The organism is Streptomyces sp. NPDC030820, assembly GCF_055572075.1.
The window spans coordinates 25,777-47,991 of the sequence record NZ_JBVIEB010000024.1; the positions used below are offsets into that span (position 1 = coordinate 25,777).

Sequence of the window (22,215 nt, forward strand, 5' to 3'; positions counted from 1 at the left end):
TCACTTCTCCGCGAGGACCGGCTTGAGCATCTTCAGCAGGGCGGTGTCGTCGAGCGCCTCCAGGGCCCGCGCGGCGACCTTCCCCTGCTTGTCGATGACGAGCGTGGAGGGGATCAGCTGCGGGTTGAGGGTGCCCTTCTTGAAGCGGAGCATCAGCCTGCCCGTGGGGTCGTACAGGCTCGGGTAGCTGATCCCGTGCTCCTTCTCGAAGGCGACCGCGGGGGTGGTGCTGGTGTCCCGGGTGTTGATGCCGACGAACTGCACACCCTTGCCCTGGTACTGCTTCGACACCTTGGAGAAGTACTGGGCCTCCTCGCGGCACGGCCCGCACCATGAGCCCCAGACGTTGATGACGACGACCTGGCCCTTGTAGTCGGCGACGTCCAGGGTCTTGCCGTCGATGGTCTTGCCGGACAGGTCCGGGGCACCGGCGCGCTTGCCCGCCGGCACGGTGTCGATGCCGTTGTGGCCGGTGACGAAGTTGGTGTTGCCACCGCCGCCGGAGGTGCCGCCCTTGCCGCACGCGGACAGGGTCAGGGCCGCGACGGCGGCCACGGCGCTGAGCAGGACGGCGCGGCTACGGGTACTCATGTGAAAAGTTTCGCATGTCCGTTCCGGCGATCTGTGGCACCCCCCTGCCGGGCGGAAAACCGCATTTCAGGGCGTATTTACACGGGACATTTCCGGCACCACCCGCTTTCCGGCAGCCCTATGCCAGGAAGGTCTTCCACCCGCCCGCCGGCTGCTGCCCGACGTCCAGCGTGCGCAGCTTGGCGAGCACCTCGGGCTTCTGTACGTCCATCCAGTCGACGAACTGCCGGAAGGAGACCAGCCGTACGTCCGCGCCCTTCTCCTTCTCCCGCGCGATGTGCTTGAAGGCCTCCTCGACGGAGTCCATGTAGATGCCGCCGTTCCACTGCTCGAAGTGGTTGCCTATGAAGAAGGGTGCCCGGTTTGTCTCGTATGCCCGCTGGAATCCCGCTATGTACGCCTGCGCGGACTGCTTGCGCCAGCCCGGGTAGTTGTAGGCGGGCGCCTTGGTGGAGTTCACGGACTGGTTGGCGAGCATGTTGTAGTCCATGGACAGGACCTCGAAACGGCGCCCCGGGAAGGGGATCAGCTGCAGCGGCAGGTCCCAGATCCCGAGCCGCTTCACCGGCCACACCTGACGGCCGCCCGGCGAGGAGGCGTCGTAACGCCAGCCCAGCTCGCGGGCGGTGGGCAGCAGGTTGTTCTGGCCGAGCAGACAGGGCGTACGGCCGCCGACCAGCTCCTTGTCGTAGTCGAAGGGCAGCGGGGGCAGGTCGTGCCAGCCGGTGTTGGTCCGCCACTGCTTCACGAACGACTTGGCCTGCTCGATCTCGCTCCGCCACTGCTGCGGCGTCCACCACTTGACCGAACCGTGGACCTCGCCGCAGAAGTGCCCGTTGAAGTGGGTGCCGATCTCGTGGCCCTCCAGCCAGGCGCGGCGGACGTTGGCCAGCGTGGACTTGATGTGGGGGTCGCTGAAGTAACCGATGGCGGAGGCGCCGCGCGGGTTGTTCGGCGGGTCGTACATCCGCTTCTTCGACTCGGGCAGCAGATACAGCCCGGAGAGGAAGAAGGTCATGCTCGCGCCGTGCTCCTTGGCGAGGTCCAGGAAGCGCGGGAAGAGCCCGTTGCCGACCTCGCCGGCGCCGTCCCAGGAGAAGATGACGAACTGCGGCGGGGTCTGGCCGGGCTCCAACGGCTCGGGCCTGGCGGGCTGGTGCGGCTGCTTGCCCGTGAAGGACGTGGAGCCGTCCCCGATCGGCCGGCCGGCGGGCGCCTTGTGCTCCGGGTCCTGACCGTCCTTCCCGCGGCCGGAACCGTCCGCGTGCCCGGCACCGTCCGATGGTGTGTGGCTCCCGCAGCCGACGAGGGTGGCGGCGGCCGCCGCGCCCGCGCCGATGCCGAGCAGTCCCCTGCGGGAGAGAGTCCGGGAGACGGTGCGCATGGAAATCCCCGATTCGTCGCGCGTGGTGGTAGTCACCCAGAGAGAGGGCGCGACGGTCGGGGAGGTTCCTTTGATTTGTATGGTTTTCGTAACGGATACCGCAAAAGCGCGCTAAGTCACTTCAAACGGACCGTCAGGAATGAGCGCGGCAGGTGTATCAGGCGGTTCAGGCCCCGAAGGCCTTCCCCTGGACGGCGCCCTTACCCTTCTGCGGCTTGGCGCCGGCCCGCAGATGGGCCGGGACGAGATCGATGGCGGGCTCGCTGTAGCCGACCGCCACGATCTTGTCGCCGAGGTAGGTGAAGGACGTGAGGGAGGCCAGCGTGCACTGCCGCTTACGCGGATCGTGCCACAACCGACGCCGCTCGACATAGGACCGCACGATCCAGATCGGCAGCTGATGACTGACCAGCACCGCCTCGTGCCCGCGCGCCTGGTCCTTGGCGGCGTTCAGCGCACCCATCATCCGCACGACCTGGTCGACGTACGGCTCGCCCCAGGACGGCCGGAACGGGTTGACGAGGTGCTTCCAGTTCTCCGGCCGCCGCAGCGCGCCGTCGCCGACGCCGAAGGTCTTGCCCTGGAAGACGTTGCCGGCCTCGATGAGCCGCTCGTCGGTGTCCAGGTCGAGACCGTGCGTCTTGGCGATCGGGGTGGCCGTCTCCTGCGCCCGCTCCAGCGGTGAGGCGCAGACGTACGTCACGTCCCGCGCGGCGAGGTGCTCGGCGACCCGGTCGGCCATCTGCCGCCCCAGCTCGGACAGGTGGTAGCCGGGCAGCCGCCCGTACAGAATCCCGGTCGGATTCTCGACCTCGCCGTGCCGCATGAGATGGACGACGGTGACGTCCTTGTCCCTGCTGCTGACGCTGCTGCTGATGCTGTTGCTCACGCGGTGGCCTCCGCAGCCGCCCGGGCCGCCGCCGGAAGGGCGTCGGCGATCTTCTGGATGGCCCGCTCGTCGTGGGCCGTGGACACGAACCAGGACTCGAAGGACGACGGCGGCAGGTAGACGCCGTTCGACAGCAGCGAGTGGAAGAAGGCGGTGAAGCGGAACGACTCCTGCCGCTTGGCGTCCTCGTAGTCGCGCACCTGCCGGTCGGTGAAGAACACCGAGAACATGTTGGAGGCGGTCTGCAGCCGGTGCGCGACGCCCTCCTTGTTCAGCGCCTCGGTGACGAGGGCCTGGATCTGCGCGGACACGGCGTTCACCGTCTCGTAGGCGGCGTCGTCCAGCAGCCGCAGCTGGGCGAGCCCGGCGGCGGTGGCGACGGGGTTGCCGGAGAGCGTGCCGGCCTGGTAGACGGGCCCGGCGGGCGCCAGGTGAGCCATGACGTCGGCGCGCCCACCGAAGGCGGCGGCGGGGAACCCACCCCCCATCACCTTTCCGAACGTCATCAGATCGGGCTCGACCCCGTCGACCCCGTACCACCCGGCGCGGCTGGTCCGGAAGCCGGTCATCACCTCGTCGGAGATGTAGAGGGCGCCGTTCTTGTGGCAGGCGTCCCTGAGCCCCTGGTTGAACCCGGGGTCCGGCGGCACGACGCCCATGTTGCCCGGCGAGGCCTCGGTGATCACACACGCGATCTCGCCGGGGTGCCGGTGGAAGGCCTCCTGCACGGCTTCGAGATCGTTGTACGGCAGCACGATCGTGTCCCCGGCCTGCGCACCGGTGACGCCGGGGGTGTCGGGCAGCGCGAAGGTGGCGACACCGGAGCCGGCGGCGGCGAGCAGCGCGTCCACATGCCCGTGGTAACACCCGGCGAACTTGATCACCTTGGACCGGCCGGTGAACCCACGGGCGAGCCGAATGGCGCTCATGGTCGCCTCGGTGCCGCTGCTGACGAGCCGGACCTGCTCCACGGGCCCGACCCGGGCGACGATCTCCTCGGCGAGCGCGACCTCGCCCTCACCGGGCGTGCCGAAGGACGTACCGCGGGCGACGGCCTCCTGGACGGCGGCGATGACCTCGGGGTGCGAGTGCCCGAGGATCATGGGCCCCCAGGAGCAGACGAGGTCGACGTACTCGCGCCCGTCGGCGTCGGTGAGGTAGGGGCCCCTGCCGGACACCATGAACCGAGGCGTGCCGCCGACCGCGCGGAAGGCGCGCACCGGCGAGTTCACCCCGCCGGGCGTGACGGCACAGGCGCGGTCGAAGAGCGCCTGGGAGGCGGGCGCATCGTAGGGATAGGGCGTTTCGCTCAGGGCACTCATGGCGTGCGACTTCTCCGGCTTCTCGGACTCCGGTGGCTTGGGTGACCCCCTCAGGGTAGGCCGCGGGCGGACCGCGAGGCGGCCGACCTCCGGTCCGCGGCACCGCGGGGCTGCCATCTGCGAGACTGAGAACTGATACACACAGCTTTTACGCACGTAATGATCAGAGGCCGGACAAGAACCCGTGGACTGTTGTTCCACCGCACGTTTCGGCGGGCGGCCGTGGGGGAGGTCACTGACACGATGATCGGGTTGCGCGGCGGGGGCCACGCGTCCTAGAAAAGCAGTCGGGTGGAGATATGCATCGCGGTGGCGGACTGGGCGAGGGGACTGATGACCTCGGTCCTCGACGTGCCCGGCGGGGAAGGCACCGGCGCGACGCGGAGGAAGCGACCGAAGCACGGCAGAGCGACGCACGTCAGACACAGGGTGTACCGGGTGAGCCCGAGCGGTACGACCGGCGGACCGACCGGCAGCTGGAGAGCCAGCTCGACCGGCCGGGCGACCGCCGGCTCGACCACCGGGCCGACCGCCTGAAGGCGGAGAGCAGGAAGGGTGGTCGGGTGGGGGTGACGTACAAATACTTCGGCGCGCCCGACGGCGCGACCGCGGCACGCGTCCCCATCTCGATGCGCCCCGAGGAACTCGGCGGCGACGAGCTGGGCATGAACGGCATGTTCACCAAGATCAAGCCGGAGACCATGGCCGCGATGGTGCTGACCGGCATCGAGGGCGTCCCCCTGCACAAGGTGCCGCCCCTGGAACTGGTCGTCCTCCACCCCGACTACGCGGTCGTCAAGCTCCCCATGACCGTCGTCGACCCCCTGCGCGGCATCGGCGAGGAAGCGGTCGGCGCGGCGGCCTTCATCTGGTCCACGGTCCCGGACCGGGGCGGGCCGCGGGATGCGTTCAATGTGTACCAGTTGCTGCACGAGTGGCAGGACTTCAGCCATCGGCTGCATGAGGCGGGGCATCAGCCGTATTGCTTGGTGTGGCCCTGAGCTGGCGTTTCGTGGGGTTCGGGCGGGGTCTTCGGGCCTCGCCCTTTCCAGTGCCGGAGGGGGGCGTCAGGCGGCCAGGGCACATTTGGGGCACATGGAGTGGGGCCCGAGACATCCATGTGCCCCTACGCTCCGCTGAGCGCTGGGCGATGCCCAGCGAGACCGCCCCCAGCGCAGGTACTGTGCCGCCATAGCGGCACGGGGAGGGGCAGCAGTGGCTCAGTTACGGCGCGAGCAATTCATTGCGGTAGTGGAAGGGCTGGCGGAGCGATGGCTCCGAGGCACCGAGCGTGACCTGCCGATTGGGATGCGCGCCCAGCTCATCGGGGAACGGGCCCTCGACTCGTACGGGACCACGGGGAGGGTGGATGCCCTCACTGACGCAGTCGCGGCGTTGCCGCTGACGCTCTCGGCGCCGACCTCCCGGAACTGCGGCGGCGAATCGACCAGGCGCGGGCAGTTCCCACTCCCTATGCCGACGTCTTACGGCCGCCAACCAGCGAACCAGTCGAACCGGATACGGACCGGCTTGACGAGCTAAACAGCTTCCTCCGCTCTCATACGGGTGAGAGCCAGAGGGAGTATCGCCCTTCTCTGCCTGTTCTGGAAGCCGCCCGCGGATATGAGGGCGAGGCCCGTGGTGTGGCATTGCTGCTCGTCGCCTTCCAGATCCGTGACGTGCTCGACCCTTATCTCGACCGGGATCCGTCGGGCGCAACGCACACCTGGCTTTCCGCCGACGGGCGCGGCCGCCTGCTCCAAGCCCTGCGAACCCGGAGCGTGGATGAGCTGAATCGGGTCGTCGACCCGCTGGACATCGACCGATTGCAGACCTCCATCGATGCCAGCACCGGTGAAGAACGGCCCTGGGGCTGGAGCTTCACTCCTGGCGACCTGGCCCTGACGCTGCTCATGCGTCACGAGATCCTCCGGGAGCCGGACGATCTCGATCGTGCAGTCGACGATGCCGAGGCGGCCGTCCGGTTCGCCAGGCAAGGCGGCGGGCAAGAGGTGTACCTGACATGGTTGGCCGTGCTCGGGGCCGCACGATTGACGCGGTACGAAGCCAGCGGGGCCGTTGATGATCTGAAAGCCGCGGCCGATGTTCTTTGGGAAACCACGACGTTCGCTTCCGAGGCTCCCGTGGCACCAACCGCACGGACCAACTGGTTGCGGGCCGTGGGGACGGTCCAGCGTAACTACTACGCCACCTCTGGTGAGGTCTCGTACCTGCGCAGGGCGCTGGACATCCATCGCAGCCTCGTATCTCCGGTGACCTCTCCTACTGCTCGCGGCTTCTCCGCCTCGGCTGCGGTGTACGCGAGTCTCGGCTACAGCTGCCTTGCCATGTACGAGCGTTCCGCCGAGTCAGAGCTCCTCGAGAGAGGGGCAGACGCTCTGGACGAGGCTCTTGGACGAGTTGGTGCCCGTGAGCTCGGGCCGGGTGAATGGACAGAGTGGACCAGGGCATTCATCTCCGCGCTGCGGCTCGTCTTCGAGGCTCACGGAAGCCGCGCGGCGCTGGAACGGCTCATCGGCGTGCTGACCCGCGCCCTGTCATTCCCGGCCCTTCCCCAGTCGAGTCCGGCCAGGACCGCATGGCTCGGCTCGCTCGGTGAGGCGTTGCTGTGGCGCTATGAAATCACCGGCGCAGATCAGGACTTGCGGGCCGCTCGAAGCATCCTCGGCCGCATGCGATTCACCGCCGCGCTAGCGACCGCGGATCACGCCGAGTACCTGCGCACCAGCGACCTGACTGCTCTGGACCGCGCGGTGACCGCCGCTGTCGGCGCGGTGCGCACCTCCGCAGGACCGGACGGTGCCCACCTGCCCACAGCCCTTCAGCTCGCGCAGTCTCTGATTGCCCGTGCAGAGGTGCTCCGCGCACCGGATGACGCCACAGTCGCCGCTGATCTGCTCGAGCACTGTCTAGAATGGCAGGACCAGCCAGCTGAGCAACTAGCACTGCAGAGCGTTGAGTACGGGCATGCCCTGCTGGTACTGCACGAGGTAGGGTTCCCGACTTCGAGCCGCGGCAGGGCGCATCGCCGCGACACCGAAGTCCTCGGCGCCGCCGCCACGGCCCTCATCGAGACGGTAGAGGATCCCCGCTTCCCAGAGCCGATCAAGACGCTGGCGGTCGACTTCCTGACTCTGGCGATGGCATTGGATATGGAACGGAGAGGCCGCCGTGGAGACGGCTACGACTACGATCTGGACGCGGTTGTATGGCGGCGCACTCGGATTGTTCTGAACGAGGGTGCCACGCGGTATAGACAACCCCTGCGACGGCGGGGGATCGACGAACTTCGCGGCTTCCCCGAGGTGATCCGCGACGATCTGCATGACCGTGTTGTCGATGTTCTGATGCGACGCCCAGGTGCACGGCCGGCTGAGCAGGCCCGCCTGGTGGCGGCCGAGGCAGACGACCTCGCACACCGGTGCCTGGAAGCTGGTGAGCATCGAGCCGCCCTCGAAGTCGTGGAGTCTGGGCGGGCGATCCTGGTGGAGACGGTCACCGGAGCGGATGCCGTCGGAGACCAAACCATCCAGCACGGGCTCTCCTCAGCGCGTGAGCGGTGGCTTGGGGCCCTGTCGACGGTCGGCGTCCCGCCAATGGGTCCACAGCCCGGTATCCCGGTGCACGGTCGGCTCGGTACGCTCCCCGGGGTCGCTGCCAGGCGGCGCCTGCTGCCCCTGCCGGAAGGCGAGCGGGACTCCTTGCGTGCCGCACTCGGCGACATCACTTCCGCGCCCACGCCCGAGGACATCGTCGGGATGTGTCGTGCCCTGGACATCGACGCCGTGGTACACCTCTTGGCCGGGCGGCGCCACGGCTGGGCCTTGGTCACCAACAGGGACGGGGCCTTCACACCCCTGCGGCTTCCTCATCTTCGTGAGCACGCACCTGAATTGGCGCACTTCATGACGGCACACGACCAGCGACTGCGGGCCAGGAACGCCAAGGAAATGCCAAGTGACTCCTCATGGCGCAAGGCTCTGCGCAACGTTTGTGACTGGGCCTGGAAAGCCGCGATCGAGGCACTCTCGCATTGCCTCACCAAGAGAGGGATCAAGGGCACACCACGCGTCGTCATCATTCCGTCCGGAGCCCTCGGCCTTGTCCCCTGGCATGCAGCTCGGTACCGGGTGCCGGCGCCGGGCGGAGGTGCGCACCGCTTCGCAATTGAGTCGATGGCCTTCAGCTACGCGCCGTCCGCACAGGCCCTTTCCTGGTACGCCGACCGAGCGCTCCCGCAGCTCACCGGGAGCGGCGTGGTGGTCGTCGATCCGACCGGGGACCTGCCACATGCCCGTCAGGAAGGAGAGGACATCTTCCGCTGGCACTACTCGAAAGGTCAGCGGCTCAGCAGCTCTGGTCGGCACGGGGCAATGCCCGCGACGCCCCGCACGGTGCTCGGCGCACTGAATGAGCGGGACGGCGAACTCGACTGTCCAGTGGTCCACTTCGCCTGCCATGCCCGAAGCCTCGTCACTTCCGGTGAGTCGCACCTCGTTCTCGCTGGCGGGCAACGGCTCAGTGTCGCCTCGATCCTCAACCGGCTGCGTCACGATGGCCACGGTCGGCGGAAATCTGCACAGCTCGTCGTCCTGTCCGCCTGCGCCACAGCCGTACCCGGAGCGCACTATGACGGCGCGTTGAGCCTGACCACAGCCTTCGCGGCGACCGGGGCGTCGGCCGTGGTGGGATCGCTGTGGGCGGTGGACGACGCCATGACCGCCGCTCTCATGCGGGATTTCCATGCGCTGCTCAACTTGGACGAGATGCCTCCAGCGGAGGCGCTGCGCACGGCGCAACTCCGCGCCCTGCGGGATGCCCGGGCTCGGACCTTCGGGAAAACGGCTCAGGCCAGGACGCGGGCCGAGGACCCTTGGTACTGGGCCGCGTTCGTCCATCAAGGTTTGGGACACTCGGCAACGCTGCACGGCCCCATGCTCTCGTCCGTCATCGCTCCGCTGCCGGACAGCGCGCCTACGGGCTCCGGAGCCACTACTCAGCCCCTGCGGCTGCCGATCTTCACCAGTCTTCCGGGCTCGGATCCGTCCGCCATCGTGTGGAGGTGCCCGGTGGATGGCTGTTCCGAGGAGGCCACCGGCGATATGGATTCGCCGTTCGACGCCGACTGCTGCCCTGCTCACCCGTCCGACGCATTCGTCCTGGCCTAGGCAGCGATCTTGGGCGGCCTGGTCAAAGGACTCCTGGAACCCATCGCGAAGCGGTGGAGCGCGGTCATGGGTGGCCCTCTGCTCCTGTACTGGCTGACGGGCGCATTAGTCGTGTTGTGGCGGCGTGGTGCCGGAACTCACGTCTGCCGCACGTCCGACTCACCAGCCTCGGTGCCGTGCATGATCGCCACGCAGCGGCCGCTGGGACCAGTCCTCCTGACGGCGGCCGCGACTGCAGTGATCGTGATGTCCGCATGGGCGCTGTCCGCGTCGGCGGCTTTCGCGCTCGAAGTGCTCGCAGGCCGCTGGGGCATGTCACGGATCGCGCTCGCGTGGACCCAGCTCCGTATAGCCCGGCACCATGCTCGACGCTCCGAACTCCACGCCGCGCAGGCGGCGGAGCCGCCGACCGGGCTGAGCGCCGAAGGCCGCGAGGCTTGGCTGAGCCAAAACGGTTGGCGTATCGCACGCAAGCGAGCCGCGCACGCGCGCTATCCGCGACGGAGAGACCGCGTGCCGGTGCTTCCGACAGCTCTGGGAAACGCACTCGTCTCGGTGTCGACGGAGACCAGACGGAAGTACGGACTCGACCTTGCCCTCTGTTGGGACCCGTTCGTGAAGGCCCTTGACGCGCCGGTACGGGAAGAGCTCATCGCTGCTGCCACCCGGGTTTTCGCGCGCGTACAGGGACTGATGTGCGCAGCAGCAGCCGGCTTCTGGGCAATCCTCATCCCGGGCATCTGGCCGCGGTTGTTGTGGGTGTCGATGTGCGCAGGTCTCGTCTGGGCCACGCACCGCTCCCTTCGGGTCGGCGTCGACGCCTACTGCCGCCATGTGACCGATGTCTTCGCCATTCACCGAGTGCGGCTCTACCGGGCCTTGGGGCTGGAGCCACCCGCAGTCGTACAGGACGAAGTCAGCTGCGGCGTGACCTTGAATGCCGTGCTGTCCCGCAGGATTACTGCCGGTTCACCGCCCATTCGCTACGAGTGGCCACCCGCGTGAGAGCAGTTGGTACATGTCGCATCGGTCGAACGAAGCGACGGATCAGCCGTGCTGCCTGGCATGTCTTTGAGCTGTCCCCTCAATGCGGATTGGCCAGGCTTAGGGACCGCAGCCGCAAGGGAAGTCAGGCCACCACTGCACATCGAGGGCACACGGGTTTCGGCGGAGACACCGATGTGCTCGGGGGCTCTCCGGCGCCTGGTGTCCCCGCACCGGTGAACGCGTCATCGATCGCCGTGCGGGTGCGGGTCTCACTGGACGGCAGCAGGTGCGTGTACGTCCGCAGCGTGAAGCCTGGCTCCGCGTGGCCGAGGTATTCGGAGAGCGCCTTGATGCTCTCCCCCGCGTCCAGGAGTACGGCGGTCACACTCCGATGAAGCTCACTGTTTCTGCCATGTCCGCCCGCCCGGTGCGCAGCCGTGGTGCGCCCCGATGGGCGGCAGCCCGCCCGCACCGCCTGGCCCTGCGTGAACCTCTTCTCGCGACGCCGTCACACACCGTCCGACGGCACCGCCGCGGGGCAGGATTGCAACCCGCTGCGCACGAGCCGGCTCGGCAGGCGCGGGAGCTGGACCTTCCGTAGATTGAGGAGCGAGCGACTGGCAGGAAATGCGTGTGGCACCGAAGATCGACTACACAGGGGTGTTCGCCGCCCTTCCGAGCCCGTGCCTGGTGCTCGGCACGGACCTGGTGATCGCCGACGCCAATCAGGCCTTCTGCGAGGTGACCGGACGGAGCCGGGCCGAGCTGATCGGGCAGTACCTCTTCGACACCTTCCCGGACAACCCCGCCGACCCGGAGGCTGACGGGGTGGACACGCTGAAAGCCTCACTGCACCGTGTCCTGTCCTCCCGCCAGACGGATCACATGGCGCTGCAGAAGTACGACATCCCGATCCCCGGCAGCCCGGACGTGTTCAAGGAGCGGTGGTGGACCGCGATCAACGTGCCCGTCCTCGGCCCCGACGGAAAGGTCGCCTGGATCATCCACCGGTCCGAGGACATGACCGATGTCGTCCGCGCCCACCGCACGGCGCACCTGCCGTCGGTCCGACCCGGCCGGGAAGCGGCCATGGAAGCGGAGCTGTACGCCCGGGCGCGGCAACTGCAGCGGCTGAACGAGGAACTGCGGCAGGCCCACGCCCGGGAACGGCGCATCGCCGTCGCCCTCCAAGAAGCCATGCTCCACTCCCCGGACCTGGCCCGGCACCCGAATATCGCCGTGCGCTACCTGCCCGCGACCGGATCGCTGAACGTGTGCGGCGACTGGTACGACGCGGTCGACCTGCCCGCGGACCGCTTCACCGTCACGGTCGGCGACGTGGTCGGCCACGGGCTGATGGCCGCCACCGTGATGGGCAGGCTGCGCAGCGCACTGAGCGCCGCCACCCGTACCGTCCACGGCCCCGCCCAGGCCCTGGAGGTCCTGGGGCTGTACGCCCGCTCGGTCGAGGGCGCGCTGGCCGCCACCGCCGTCCAGGTCCTCGTCGACTGCCACAGCCACCTGCTCATCTACAGCAGCGCCGGCCACCCCCCTCCCGTCCTGCTGCACCCGGACGGCACCTGCGACGTGCTCGACCAGGCCACCGACCCACCACTGGGCGCCCGCCCCGAACACATCCCCCGCCCCCAGGCCAACGCGATCTACACTCCCGGCGACACCCTCGTCCTCTACACCGACGGCCTGATCGAACGCCGCGGTGAGGACATCGACGCCGGCCTGACCCGCCTGATCTCCACGCTCGCCACCTGCACCGAGTTCGGCGCCGAGCACCTGGCCGACGCCCTCCTCGCCCGCCTGGGCCTCGCCAGCGGCGCCAACGACGACATCGCCATCGTCGTCGTCCGCCTGGACCGAACGACCCGACCGTACTGACCGGACGAGGAACTGATCGCCGCGTAGATCATGGGACGCCGGCGCAGGGGTACTCCCCTGGCGCCGGCTCCGCAAGCCGACGATCCCGCCCCGGACCCATCGGGATTCAAGACGCCCGGCGGCTGCCACATCCGCCGGGCCCCCACGCGTCACTTCGTCGTCGCGGTGGTGTGGTGCGGTCGGTTGTGCACCAGTAGGGCCGAGGCGAGGGCCGCGCTCAGGAAGACGGCGGTGATGACGGTCATGCCGGCGTGGACGCCGGAGGTGAAGGCGTCGCCGACGGCCGCGGTCACGTTCGGCGGGGTCGCTCGGTGGCCGCCGGTGCCGGTGGAGACGGCGTGTTCGACGGCGGGCCAGGCTGGTCGGGGGACGTGGTGAGCGGCGAGCCGCGCCGGGAGTCGGGACTGGAGCCGGCTGGCGAGGAGTGCGCCCAGGAGGGAGGAGCCGGTGACGGATCCGATCTGACGGAAGGCGTTGACGGCTCCGGAGGCCATGCCGGCGCGTTCGTGGGAGACGCTGACCAGGGCGGCGGCGGTGCTCGGCGCGGCCACCAACCCGGATGCGGCACCGAAGAGCACGTACAGCCACCACACCCGGGCATAGGGGGTGGTCGGGTCCAGCGTGGTCAGTCCGGCCGCCGCGGCGGCTCCGACGAGGAAGCCCAGGGTCAGCGGGAGCTTGAAGCCGGTGCGGCGGATCACGCGTCCGGTCGCGTAGCTGACGATGACGTAGACGCCGAAGAAGGCCAGCAGCCGCCATCCCACGTCCAGGGCGGACAGGTGCTGGACGCGCTCGTAGAAGAGCACCGACAGGATGGCCAGTCCGGTGAAGCCGAACAGGGAGACGGCCGCTACGAACATGACGGCGCTGAATGACGCCGACCGGAAGAGGGTGATGTCCAGCATGGGTGTGCGGCCGGCGCGCTCGACGAGGACGAAACCGGTCAGGGCCGCGGCCGCGATGAACCAGGCGGTGAGGATCCGGGGGCTGGTGTAACCGTCGTGTCCGCCTTCGATGAGGGCGGACACGAGGGCGGCGATGCCCAGGACGGCCAGGAGCTGGCCGGGGATGTCGAGCTTGCCCTCGGGGCCGCGCGATTCGGCGACGAAGACGGCGACGGCCATGGTGACCACGGCGAGGACGGCGGTCGACAGGAAGACCGTGTTCCAGTGGAAGTGGTCCAGCAGTGTGCCCGCGATCAGCGGGCCGGCGGCGAGTCCGATGCCGGAGGAGGCCGCCCAGACGGTGACGACTTCGGTGCGCCGGTGGGGGTCGGGGAACGTGGCTCCCAGGATGGCCAGGCTGTTGGGCAGGATGAGAGCGCCGCCGAGGCCGGAGACGAGCTGGCCGGCGATGACGCCGCCCGCCGAACCCGCGGCGTAGACGGTGAGCGACCCGATGATCATGACCGCGGCGCCGGTGACGAAGGTGCGCTTACGGCCGTAGAGGTTGCCGATGGTGCCCGCGGACATCACCAGGCTGGCCACGAGCAGGGTGTACGCGGAGGGGATCCAGACGAGGCCGGTCGGGGAGACGTGCAGGTCGTCCTGGATGGCCGACAGCGCCGACACCGAGGCGGTGATGAGCAGAAAGGTCGTCATGGCGCCCAGGCACATCGCGATGAGCGTGACGGTGGCGGCGGCCCGGGAGGGCTGGGTCGGGGAGAGCCGGACACCGGTGTGCCGGTCGCTCGGCTTGAGCCGGCCCGGGGCGGGTGAAGGCGTGGAGACCATGGTGTCCTCGTCTCAGCCGAGCTGCGGGTAGAGGGCGGCGACGCCACCGGAGAGGCCGGCCTGGACCTTGCGGCTGAGGTCGTCCACGACGATCTCGGGTACGCCGGCGGCGATGCCGTCCACGGCGGCACGGGCGACGTCCGCCGGGTCGGTCTTGGGCTCGGTGACGTGGCGGGCCATGTCGGTGTCCATGTAGCCGACGTGGAGTCCGGAGACGGTGATGCCCCGGGGTGCGAGCTGCTGACGCACCTCGTTGGTCAGGCTCCACTGCGCGGACTTGGCCGCGGAGTAGGCGCCCACGGCGGGGAAGGTGATCCATGACAGCACGGACAGGATGTTGAGGATGGCGCCTCCGCCCTGGGACTCGATCACCGGGGCGAAGGCCCGGATCACGCCGAGGGTGCCCAGGTAGTGGGTCTCCATCTCCAGGCGTACGGCGTCCCAGCTGCCGGTCAGCAGATCGGCGCCCGTGGAACTGCCCGCGTTGTTGATCAGCACGGTGATGTCACCGGCCGCCTCGGCAGCCGCGGCGACGGAGGCGGGATCGGTGACGTCGAGCCGTATCGGCTTCACGCCGGGCAGATCGATCTGGTCCGGTCGGCGGGCCGCCCCGTACACCGTGGCGCCGCGCGCGACCAGTTCCTGGGCGAGCGCCCTGCCGAGACCGCGGTTGGCACCGGTGACCAGGGCGGTTGCTGTGCTGACGTCCATGATTCTTCCCTCGGAGAGCTGACTAATGATTTCAGAAGTTAGCTACGACGTTATAGGCTGACTTCGGAAGAGGCAAGCCAGGTGGAGGCTGAGAGATGAACGATCTGCTGAAGGAACGGGACGCCTGGTCCATGGACAACTGCTCCATCGCCAGGACCCTGGAGATCGTCGGCACCAGGACGGCGCTGCTGATCATGCGCGAGGCGTTCTTCGGCACCCGCCGGTTCGACGACTTCGCCAGGCGCGTGGGCATCGGCGAACCCGCCGCCTCGACGCGCCTGAAGGAACTCACCGCCGCCGGCCTCCTGGAGCGCGTCCCCTACCAGGAACCCGGCCAGCGGACCCGGTACGCCTATCAACTGACCCAGAAGGGGCGGGACTTCCTGCCCGTCCTCTCGGCGCTGCGGCAGTGGGGCGACACCTGGGCCGCGGGCGAACAAGGGCCCCCCGTGGTCGTGCGCCACAAGGACTGCGGCGCCCCGGTGCACGTGGTGCTCCGCTGCGACGAGGGCCACGACGTGCAGCCCGGGGACTCGTTCGTCGACGCCGGCCCGGGTCTCATTCGCGTCAGCCCGGACAACCCCTGAACCCGGCGGCGGCCGAAACACCCGTCGAGACGATTCCACCGAGACCGCCGACCGGCACGCCACACCGACCACACGCCCCGAGGAGCTGCCCTCATGTCCGACAGACCGAAGAAGTCCCTGATCACCGGCGCGACCGGCGAGACAGGAGCGGAGATACGCAGATCACGTGTATTCGGCTGGGAAGACCCCGCCCTTTCCGCCGACGCCGTCCCTCACCACAGCGGTCTCGACTTCCTCCGCGAGATCCTGGCCGGGCGCCTGCCCGCCCCGCCGATCGCCGCCACCCTCGGCTTCACCCTCGAGGAGGCCGAGCACGGCCGGGCGGTCTTCGTACTGGTGCCGGGCGAGGAGCACTACAACCCGATCGGCAGCGTCCACGGCGGCGTCTACGCCACGCTCCTCGACTCGGCGGCCGGCTGCGCGGTGCAGTCCGTGCTGCCCCGGGGCATGGGATACACCTCGCTCGACCTGACCCTGAAATTCCTGCGCCCGATCACCGTCGACACCGGCAAGGTCCGCGCCATCGGCACCGTCCTCAACAGCGGCCGCCGCACCGCCCTCGCCCAGGCAGAGCTCCGCGACTCCGACGACCGGCTCCTGGCCCACGCCACCAGCAGCTGCATCCTCTTCCCGGTCCCGGCCCGCTGACCGCCCCCAGTGTCGCCGGGGAGAGGAGAGCGGAACACCGGGGCCGGAACACCGGGACCGAACACCGCGGCCTCCCACCCGTTGGGAACCAGCCCGGGTCGGTCTATCGTCGGAATTCTCAGGCCAGAGCGAGGAGGACGGCCGGTGATGCCGCAGGACGAGGCCGTGGTCGGCTGTACGGGCAAGGTGCTCATAGGGACGCGGGGATCCGCGGGTCCCGGTGAGGTCCTGGTGCGGGTCCGAGGCGGCTCCGAAACGTTTCTGGCGTGGTCCGAGGATCCCCTGCCCGCAGGCGCGACGGTCCTCGTGATCGAATCACGGGGATGCCGCGAGGTCGGCGTCATCGAGTGGGTGGATCCATTGGACGCGCTCGGCGGAGAGGCCGCCGGCGCAAGCTGAGGAGTACAGGCATGTTCGGATACCGCGTTCCCGCTCCCGACGAGGCGATGTTGATCTCGGGGGGCCGGCGGGGACTGGGGGGCGCTCCGTTCCGCGTGGTGACGGGCCACGGAAAGTTCGTGCTCCCGGTCTTTCGCAAGGTCCGGTTCCTCACCCTCTCCATGTGTGAGGCCGAGGTCACCGAGACCTGTGTGACCAAGCAGGGCATCTCGCTGCACGTCCGCGCGGTCATCGCCTTCAAGGTCGGCAACGACCACGAGAGCATCATCAACGCCGGCCAGCGCTTCCTCTCCGACCAGGAGCAGATGTCCGTGCTCACCGGCCGGATCTTCGCCGGCCACCTGCGGGCCATCATCGGCTCGATGACGGTCGAGGAGATCGTCACCGAGCGGCAGAAGCTCGCCGCCGAGGTCCTGGACACCTCGAAGGTGGAGATGGCCAAGATCGGCCTGATCGTGGACTCGCTGCAGATCCAGTCGATCGACGACGGCGACACCGGCTACATCGCCGCGATGTCCGCCCCGCACAAGGCGGCCATCCAGCGCCAGGCCCAGATCGCCCAGGCCCAGGCCACCCAGGCCGCGGTCGAGAAGGAGCAGGAGGCGGCCCGCAAGCAGGCCGAGTACGCCCGGCAGACCGCCATCGTCAAGGCCGAGTACTCGGCCGAGGTGGACCGCGCCCAGGCGCAGGCCGCGCAGGCCGGACCGCTGGCGCAGGCCCACGCCCAGCAGGAGGTGCTGGCCGCCCAGACGGAACTGGCCCTGCGCCAGGCCAAGCTGCGCCAGCAGCAGCTGGTCGCCGAGGTCGTCAAGCCCGCCGAGGCCGAGGCCGAGCGGGTCAGGATCCTCGCCGCCGCCGAGGCCCAGCGCATGAAGATCCAGGCGGAGGCCGCGGCCTCCTACGACCGGGTCGCGCTCGACCGGATGCTCATCGACCAGCTCCCGCAGATCGTGAAGGAGGCCGCCGGCGGTCTGGCCGGCGCCAACGTCAACGTCCTGAACGGCGCGGACGGCCTCGGCGAGATCGCCGCCGGCCTGGTGTCCCAGGGCCTGACGATCCTCGACTCGGTCCGGCAGGGCCTGGGCCAGGACAAGGACGGCCAGGGCGGCCAGGGCACCAGGGGTGACGTCAACGGCCTGCTCCAGCTGCACTCCGGCAAGGAGCGGAGGTCGGACGACGGGCCGGTGGACGTCGACTAAGCGCTCCGCTGGTTTGGCCGGTCTGGGTCGTCGTTCGTCTGCGGCGCCGTCGTGGCTGGTCGCGCCCACGCGGCGGTGGCCGCATGTCAAACACAGTCCCGCGCCCCTTCGTGCAGGTAGGCGCCGACCAGTTCGCGCAGCCGGCCGGGGCCGAAGGGGCGGCCGTGGCCGGGCAGGACGACGCGGACGTCCAGGTCCGCGAGCCGCGCCAGGCTCCGGCGGTAGGCGGCGGGGTCCGACTCGGGCAGATCGTCGATGAGGTCGCCCTCGTATAGCGCGTCACCGGTGAACAGCGCGCCGGTGCGCTCCTCGTACAGGGCGATGCAGCCGGGGGTGTGTCCGGGCAGATGAAGGACGGTCAGGACACGGCCGCCGACGTCGAGTTCGTCCCCGTCCAGCAGGGTGCGGGTCACCGGCAGCGGGTCGACGCGGTGGGTGCGGGGGTCGTAGCCGGAGTGGGGCAGCGCGTCGATCAGCAGGTCCGGTACGGGCCTGCCGCCCGCGTCGATGCCGAGTCGTGCGTACAGCTCGGGGCCGTACAGGCTCGCGGGCACGCCTTCCGCCAGGGCCTCGGCGGCGGCCGGGTGCGCGGCCCGCTCACGGAACTCGTGGGCGCCGCCGACGTGGTCCAGGTGGGCATGGGTGAGGACGGCCAGCGGATCGCGGGCGAAGAGGTGCGGCAGCTGCCGGCGCAGCGCGGCCACGCCGAGCCCGGTGTCCACGACGAGGTCCCGGCCGGTGCCGCGCAGCCACCACAGGTTCGCCCGCAGCAGCGGGTGCACATGGGGTTCCCTGATCCGTACGACGCCGTCGGCCGGTTCCGTCAGCTCGTACCAGCCGTCCGCGAGAGCAGTCATGGGCGGGATCCCACCAGGGCGCCCGCCGGCCGGGCGAGACATTTACCGTGGGGCGAATGTTGCTGCTCCGGCTCGATGTCGACGACCTGGCCTCGGTGCGGTTCGCGAGTTCGCCGCTGACCGAGACGGTCCTCAGCCTGTGGGCGTGGCACAGCCCGGTGCGGCACGCCGAGCACCAGCCCTTCCTGCGCCGCTCCGGCACGCTGCTACGACAGCTCGACTGGCCCCTGCTGCAGGCTCTAGTCGGCCCGCGCCGGCGGATACCCGACTTCCTCACCCCGCACCCGGCATCACCCGTCCCCGACATCGACGACGAGTTCACCGCCCTGCGCGCGACCCCGGCCGGCCGGGTGGCGGCCGAACTGGCCGACGCGTCGGCGGACTTGGCGCCGCACCCGCTGCTGCGGCCCGCGCACGCGGACCCGGCGGCCCTGCTCGCGCGGATCGCCGACGCCCTGCACGCCTACTGGACGCTGGTGATCGCCCCCAACTGGCCGCGGATGCACGCCGTGCTGCGGGCCGACGTCCTGCACCGCGCCCGGCGGCTGGCCGACGGCGGCGCCGCGGCGCTGTTCGCCGGGATCGACCCGGGACTGCGCTGGCGCGGCGGCACGCTGGCCGTGGACGCGCTGCGCCACGAGCAGCGTGATCTCGCCGTGGACGGCCGCGGGGTGACGCTGAGTCCGTCACTGTTCTGCGACCGCGTCATCACCCTGGTCGACCCCGCGCTCCCGCCCCGGATCGGCTACCCGGCGCGGGGCCGCGGCACCGTCTGGGACCCGCCCGCATCGGCTCCGCCGGCCGCGCTGGCCGACCTGCTCGGCCGGACCCGGGCCCGTCTGCTGACCGTGCTCGCCGAACCCGCGAGCACGACCGACCTGGCCCGCCGGCTGGGCCTGAGCCCCGCCGCGGTCAGTCGGCACCTCGGCGTGCTGCACCGTGCCGGACTGCTCACCCGGGCGCGGGACGGGCACGCGGTCCTCTATCTGCGCAGCACTCTCGGCGACCGGCTGTGCGGCCCGGAGCCCTGAGGGTCGGCATCGCTTCGGACGAGCCCGGTCGTTCACGGCCGAGTCGTCGACTCCGGCTGGAGCCGGTCCGCCAGGCCCGCCTCCTCGAACGCCGCCACCACGTCCTCGCGGGTCTCGGTGAAGTGAGCCCAGCTGTCACAGTGGGCCGGGACCACCCGCCGGGCGGCGAGCAGCCGGGCGGCGGTGGCCGTTCCCCTGCCGTCGAGGACGAGGAGGGCGTCGTCGAGGACGGGCATCCGGGGTGCGCCGGCGAACAGGACGGCGGTGTCGACGGGGGCGTACCGGTCGGCGATCTCCTGGACCAGTTCCAGGGAGGCGTTGTCGCCGCTGACGTAGACGCTGGGCAGGTCGGCGGAGGTCAGCAGGAAGCCGGTGACCTCGCCGACGAGCGGCTCGGAGCCCTTGGGGCCGTGCAGGGCCGGGGCGGCGGTCACGGTGACCGTGCCGCCGTCGGGCCGGGGCAGGTCGACGGACTGCCAGGGGGTGAGCGGTTCGGTGGTGCCGCCGAGCCGGGCGGCCGCGGCCGGTGTGGTGAGGGTGCGCGGGGTGGCGGCCAGCAGGGCGCGGCCGGAGTGGTCGAGGTTGTCGGCGTGCTGGTCGTGCGAGAGCAGGACGACGTCCACCGGGCCGAGTTCGGCGGCGCTCGTGCGGGGCGGGGCGGTCTTGGTGAGGGTGCGGCCGCTCGGGGACGGATAGTCGCCGGGGTCGTCGAAGGTGGGGTCGGTGAGGAAGCGGAGTCCGCCGTACTCGATGAGGACGGTGGGGCCGCCGAGGACGCGAACGGGCACCTGCTCGTCGGAAACGGGAGTCTGCTCGCCGGAATCGGCGGAAGGGGCGGCCATGGCGGTTCACCTCACGGATAGAAGAACTGGCATCCGTGAGAGACGCTACTCCCTTCTCACGGATGACAGCAACCCGTACCATGAGAACCGTGAACCCCGTGAGCCCAGTGCCCCCCGCCGACACCGAGGAGAGCGCCGAGCAGGCCGCCCTGCCGCCCGCGCCCGGCGCCGCCCGGCATCCCGCCCTCGACCTGGCCAACAGCCTGATCGTCCGGCCCGGCGGACAGCGGGTCGACCTGCTCGACACGCCCGCCGCCGCCCAGCGCTGGCTGGTGGAGCGCGCTCTCGCCCCGGCCGACGCCGACCTGCGCGAGACCTGCGCGAGCCGGCTGCGCGCCCTGCGCGACCGGATCCGCCCCCTGCTCGCCTCCCGCGTCGAGGGCCGCCCCGCCCCCGCCGACGCCCTCGCCGCCGTCAACGAGGCCCTCACCCTCGTCCCGGCCGCCCTGCTGCTGCAGTGGTCGCCCGAGCGCGGCCTGTACCGCTCGACGGCCCACCCCACCACCCAGATCGTCGAACACGCCCTGGCCGCCCTCGCCGCCGACGCCGCCGACCTGCTCACCGGCCCCGACGCCGACCGCCTCACCGCCTGCGGCTCCACCCCCTGCAACCGGTATCTGCTCCGCCACGGCCGCCGCCACTGGTGCTCCACCCGCTGCGGCGACCGCGCCCGTGCGGCCCGCGCCTACGCCCGCCGCACGGCACGACCCCAGGGCGGCTGAGCGCACCCGAAGCGTGGTGGATGCACACACCTTCCGCACCGAAATGACATGAACCATTCACCGGCACTCCGTCTTCGGCGACCGGAACCGACAGCATCCGGCCATTGACTCTCCCCGCGCGGGGACCGCCGTTCCCGCACATGTCGCTGCACGTCGCTGCATGTCGCATGAGGGGGCCACACGTGGTGTCCGCGGTAGAGGGGTCCGGCAGAACGGAGCCCAGCAGACCTGAAGGACCGGAGCATCCCGAAAACCCCCCGCCACGGCGGAGGTTGGCCGCCCGCGGCCTCGGGGACCGGATCTTCCGGTACCAGTTGACGGCCACCGGCCTGACCGTCCTCACGGTCATGGCGGCGATTGGCCTGTTCCTGTTGCTCAGGGCCGGACAGGCGCTGCGGACACGGGGATTCGCGTTCCTCACCACCGCCGAATGGCAGCCGGACGTCCACCGGTTCGGCATCGCCGCGGTCCTCACCGGCACCGTGCTGATCGCCGCCGTCGCGGTGACCATCTCCGTTCCGCTGGCCGTGGGCACCGCGCTGTTCATCTCCGACGTGGCCCCGCGCCCGCTGCGGCGCACCCTCGTCTCGATGGTCGACCTGATGGCGGCCGTACCGTCCGTGGTGTACGGGCTGTGGGGGCTGTTCTTCCTCCAGCAGCATGTGATCGGTCTGTCGCGCTGGCTGAGCGACTGGTTCGGGTGGATACCGCTGTTCACGGTGGACGGCACCCAGCCGGGCGAGCCGCTCGCCTCCGAGAGCGTCTACACCGCCTCCACCTTCGTCGCCGGGATCGTCGTCGCCCTCATGGTCGCGCCGATCCAGTGCTCGGTGATGCGCGAGGTGTTCGCGCAGGCCCCGGCCGGCGAGCGGGAGGGCGCGTACGCGCTCGGCGCGACCCGCTGGGGCATGATCCGGGCGGTCGTCCTGCCGTACGGCAAGGGCGGGATCATCGGCGGCACGATGCTGGGGCTCGGCCGGGCACTCGGCGAGACCATCGCCGTGTACCTGATCATCTCGCCGGTCTTCCGCGTCCAGTGGCACATCCTGCAGACCGGCTCGAACTCCGTCTCGTCCCTCATCGCCCTGCACTACGGCGACGCCTCGACCTTCGGCATGTCGGCGCTGATGGCGGCGGGCCTGGCCCTGTTCCTGCTCACCCTGGCGGTCAACTTCACCGCCTCGTCCATCGTGGCCCGTTCCCGGTCCGGCGCACAGAGCGAGGCGTGACG

General features: G+C 70.2%; 19 protein-coding genes and 1 pseudogene. 11 read left to right on the forward strand and 9 right to left on the reverse strand.

Annotated features, from left to right (window positions below; translation table 11 throughout):
- The 4 genes from ACZ418_RS40055 to hemL all read right to left on the reverse strand — a co-directional run bounded on the left by ACZ418_RS40055 (position 1) and on the right by hemL (position 4,177).
- A complete protein-coding gene (locus tag ACZ418_RS40055; protein ID WP_468373054.1) occupies positions 1-591 on the reverse strand; it encodes a TlpA family protein disulfide reductase in 591 nt (196 codons plus the stop codon).
- A gap of 118 nt (positions 592-709) precedes the next feature.
- Positions 710-1,975, reverse strand: a complete 1,266-nt coding sequence (locus tag ACZ418_RS40060) for a polysaccharide deacetylase family protein (RefSeq protein ID WP_468373057.1) — start codon at positions 1,973-1,975, stop codon at positions 710-712.
- A 166-nt stretch (positions 1,976-2,141) separates the two neighbouring features.
- Positions 2,142-2,801 carry a histidine phosphatase family protein gene (locus ACZ418_RS40065; protein WP_468373213.1) on the reverse strand — a complete coding sequence of 220 codons (660 nt, stop codon included), beginning with the start codon at positions 2,799-2,801 and terminating at the stop codon, positions 2,142-2,144.
- Positions 2,802-2,860: 59 nt separating this feature from the next.
- Positions 2,861-4,177 (reverse strand): glutamate-1-semialdehyde 2,1-aminomutase, encoded by a 1,317-nt coding sequence (gene hemL, locus ACZ418_RS40070; RefSeq protein ID WP_468373215.1) that lies wholly within the window; start codon positions 4,175-4,177, stop codon positions 2,861-2,863.
- Positions 4,178-4,485: 308 nt separating this feature from the next.
- On the opposite strand from hemL, the gene ACZ418_RS40075 reads away from it, so the two are divergent.
- The 3 genes from ACZ418_RS40075 to ACZ418_RS40085 all read left to right on the forward strand — a co-directional run bounded on the left by ACZ418_RS40075 (position 4,486) and on the right by ACZ418_RS40085 (position 10,380).
- On the forward strand, positions 4,486-5,187 hold the full coding sequence (locus ACZ418_RS40075) for a hypothetical protein (RefSeq protein ID WP_468373059.1): 702 nt from the start codon (positions 4,486-4,488) through the stop codon (positions 5,185-5,187).
- Between the two features lie 642 nt (positions 5,188-5,829).
- Positions 5,830-9,375, forward strand: a complete 3,546-nt coding sequence (locus ACZ418_RS40080; RefSeq protein WP_468373061.1) for a CHAT domain-containing protein — start codon at positions 5,830-5,832, stop codon at positions 9,373-9,375.
- 180 nt (positions 9,376-9,555) lie between these two features.
- Positions 9,556-10,380 (forward strand): hypothetical protein, encoded by an 825-nt coding sequence (locus tag ACZ418_RS40085; RefSeq protein ID WP_468373063.1) that lies wholly within the window; start codon positions 9,556-9,558, stop codon positions 10,378-10,380.
- Positions 10,381-10,504: 124 nt separating this feature from the next.
- Here the strand turns inward: ACZ418_RS40085 and ACZ418_RS40090 are convergent.
- A pseudogene (locus ACZ418_RS40090) lies at positions 10,505-10,741 on the reverse strand (site-specific integrase); the annotation flags it as partial.
- 254 nt (positions 10,742-10,995) lie between these two features.
- Between ACZ418_RS40090 and ACZ418_RS40095 the strand changes: the two are divergent.
- The gene (locus ACZ418_RS40095) at positions 10,996-12,255 is read left to right on the forward strand and encodes a SpoIIE family protein phosphatase (protein ID WP_468373065.1); all 1,260 of its coding nucleotides are present in this window, start codon (positions 10,996-10,998) and stop codon (positions 12,253-12,255) included.
- A gap of 149 nt (positions 12,256-12,404) precedes the next feature.
- On the opposite strand, the gene ACZ418_RS40100 is transcribed toward ACZ418_RS40095, so the two are convergent.
- Together ACZ418_RS40100 and ACZ418_RS40105 are read right to left on the reverse strand one after the other, a co-directional pair.
- Positions 12,405-13,988: an MFS transporter gene (locus ACZ418_RS40100; protein ID WP_468373068.1), complete on the reverse strand. Its 1,584-nt coding sequence runs from the start codon at positions 13,986-13,988 to the stop codon at positions 12,405-12,407.
- A 12-nt stretch (positions 13,989-14,000) separates the two neighbouring features.
- Positions 14,001-14,699 (reverse strand): SDR family oxidoreductase, encoded by a 699-nt coding sequence (locus ACZ418_RS40105; RefSeq protein ID WP_468373071.1) that lies wholly within the window; start codon positions 14,697-14,699, stop codon positions 14,001-14,003.
- Between the two features lie 95 nt (positions 14,700-14,794).
- On the opposite strand from ACZ418_RS40105, the gene ACZ418_RS40110 reads away from it, so the two are divergent.
- The 4 genes from ACZ418_RS40110 (at position 14,795) to ACZ418_RS40125 (ending at position 17,532) form a co-directional block, all read left to right on the forward strand.
- Positions 14,795-15,286, forward strand: a complete 492-nt coding sequence (locus ACZ418_RS40110; protein WP_468373074.1) for a winged helix-turn-helix transcriptional regulator — start codon at positions 14,795-14,797, stop codon at positions 15,284-15,286.
- 153 nt (positions 15,287-15,439) lie between these two features.
- Positions 15,440-15,934 (forward strand): PaaI family thioesterase, encoded by a 495-nt coding sequence (locus ACZ418_RS40115; RefSeq protein WP_468373217.1) that lies wholly within the window; start codon positions 15,440-15,442, stop codon positions 15,932-15,934.
- Positions 15,935-16,081: 147 nt separating this feature from the next.
- A complete protein-coding gene (locus ACZ418_RS40120) occupies positions 16,082-16,333 on the forward strand; it encodes a hypothetical protein (RefSeq protein WP_388619257.1) in 252 nt (83 codons plus the stop codon).
- 11 nt (positions 16,334-16,344) lie between these two features.
- Positions 16,345-17,532, forward strand: a complete 1,188-nt coding sequence (locus tag ACZ418_RS40125) for an SPFH domain-containing protein (protein WP_468373077.1) — start codon at positions 16,345-16,347, stop codon at positions 17,530-17,532.
- A gap of 86 nt (positions 17,533-17,618) precedes the next feature.
- On the opposite strand, the gene ACZ418_RS40130 is transcribed toward ACZ418_RS40125, so the two are convergent.
- Entirely contained in the window at positions 17,619-18,389 is a 771-nt protein-coding gene (locus ACZ418_RS40130) for an MBL fold metallo-hydrolase (protein ID WP_468373080.1), read from the reverse strand.
- 56 nt (positions 18,390-18,445) lie between these two features.
- Here ACZ418_RS40130 and ACZ418_RS40135 point away from each other — a divergent pair, with 56 nt between their 5' ends.
- Positions 18,446-19,420: an ArsR/SmtB family transcription factor gene (locus ACZ418_RS40135; RefSeq protein WP_468373082.1), complete on the forward strand. Its 975-nt coding sequence runs from the start codon at positions 18,446-18,448 to the stop codon at positions 19,418-19,420.
- A 32-nt stretch (positions 19,421-19,452) separates the two neighbouring features.
- Here the strand turns inward: ACZ418_RS40135 and ACZ418_RS40140 are convergent, their stop codons facing one another.
- Entirely contained in the window at positions 19,453-20,262 is an 810-nt protein-coding gene (locus ACZ418_RS40140; RefSeq protein ID WP_468373085.1) for an MBL fold metallo-hydrolase, read from the reverse strand.
- A 98-nt stretch (positions 20,263-20,360) separates the two neighbouring features.
- On the opposite strand from ACZ418_RS40140, the gene ACZ418_RS40145 reads away from it, so the two are divergent.
- Together ACZ418_RS40145 and pstC are read left to right on the forward strand one after the other, a co-directional pair.
- Positions 20,361-20,984, forward strand: coding sequence for a CGNR zinc finger domain-containing protein (locus tag ACZ418_RS40145; protein ID WP_468373088.1), 624 nt, complete (start codon positions 20,361-20,363; stop codon positions 20,982-20,984).
- A gap of 272 nt (positions 20,985-21,256) precedes the next feature.
- Positions 21,257-22,213 carry a phosphate ABC transporter permease subunit PstC gene (gene pstC / locus ACZ418_RS40150; protein WP_450982863.1) on the forward strand — a complete coding sequence of 319 codons (957 nt, stop codon included), beginning with the start codon at positions 21,257-21,259 and terminating at the stop codon, positions 22,211-22,213.
- The last annotated feature ends 2 nt before the right edge of the window (positions 22,214-22,215 follow it).

Bases quoted from the DNA above. Each gene is read 5' to 3' on its own strand.
- ACZ418_RS40065 (WP_468373213.1), bottom strand. From the start codon at position 2,801: ATGCGGCACGGCGAGGTCGAGAATCCGACCGGGATTCTGTACGGGCGG.
- ACZ418_RS40135 (WP_468373082.1), top strand. From the start codon at position 18,446: ATGTTGCTGCTCCGGCTCGATGTCGACGACCTGGCCTCGGTGCGGTTC.
- ACZ418_RS40055 (WP_468373054.1), bottom strand. From the start codon at position 591: ATGAGTACCCGTAGCCGCGCCGTCCTGCTCAGCGCCGTGGCCGCCGTC.
- ACZ418_RS40125 (WP_468373077.1), top strand. From the start codon at position 16,345: ATGTTCGGATACCGCGTTCCCGCTCCCGACGAGGCGATGTTGATCTCG.
- ACZ418_RS40100 (WP_468373068.1), bottom strand. From the start codon at position 13,988: ATGGTCTCCACGCCTTCACCCGCCCCGGGCCGGCTCAAGCCGAGCGAC.
- ACZ418_RS40060 (WP_468373057.1), bottom strand. From the start codon at position 1,975: ATGCGCACCGTCTCCCGGACTCTCTCCCGCAGGGGACTGCTCGGCATC.
- ACZ418_RS40105 (WP_468373071.1), bottom strand. From the start codon at position 14,699: ATGGACGTCAGCACAGCAACCGCCCTGGTCACCGGTGCCAACCGCGGT.
- ACZ418_RS40130 (WP_468373080.1), bottom strand. From the start codon at position 18,389: ATGACTGCTCTCGCGGACGGCTGGTACGAGCTGACGGAACCGGCCGAC.
- ACZ418_RS40110 (WP_468373074.1), top strand. From the start codon at position 14,795: ATGAACGATCTGCTGAAGGAACGGGACGCCTGGTCCATGGACAACTGC.
- ACZ418_RS40140 (WP_468373085.1), bottom strand. From the start codon at position 20,262: ATGGCCGCCCCTTCCGCCGATTCCGGCGAGCAGACTCCCGTTTCCGAC.
- ACZ418_RS40120 (WP_388619257.1), top strand. From the start codon at position 16,082: ATGCCGCAGGACGAGGCCGTGGTCGGCTGTACGGGCAAGGTGCTCATA.
- ACZ418_RS40085 (WP_468373063.1), top strand. From the start codon at position 9,556: ATGATCGCCACGCAGCGGCCGCTGGGACCAGTCCTCCTGACGGCGGCC.
- ACZ418_RS40075 (WP_468373059.1), top strand. From the start codon at position 4,486: ATGCATCGCGGTGGCGGACTGGGCGAGGGGACTGATGACCTCGGTCCT.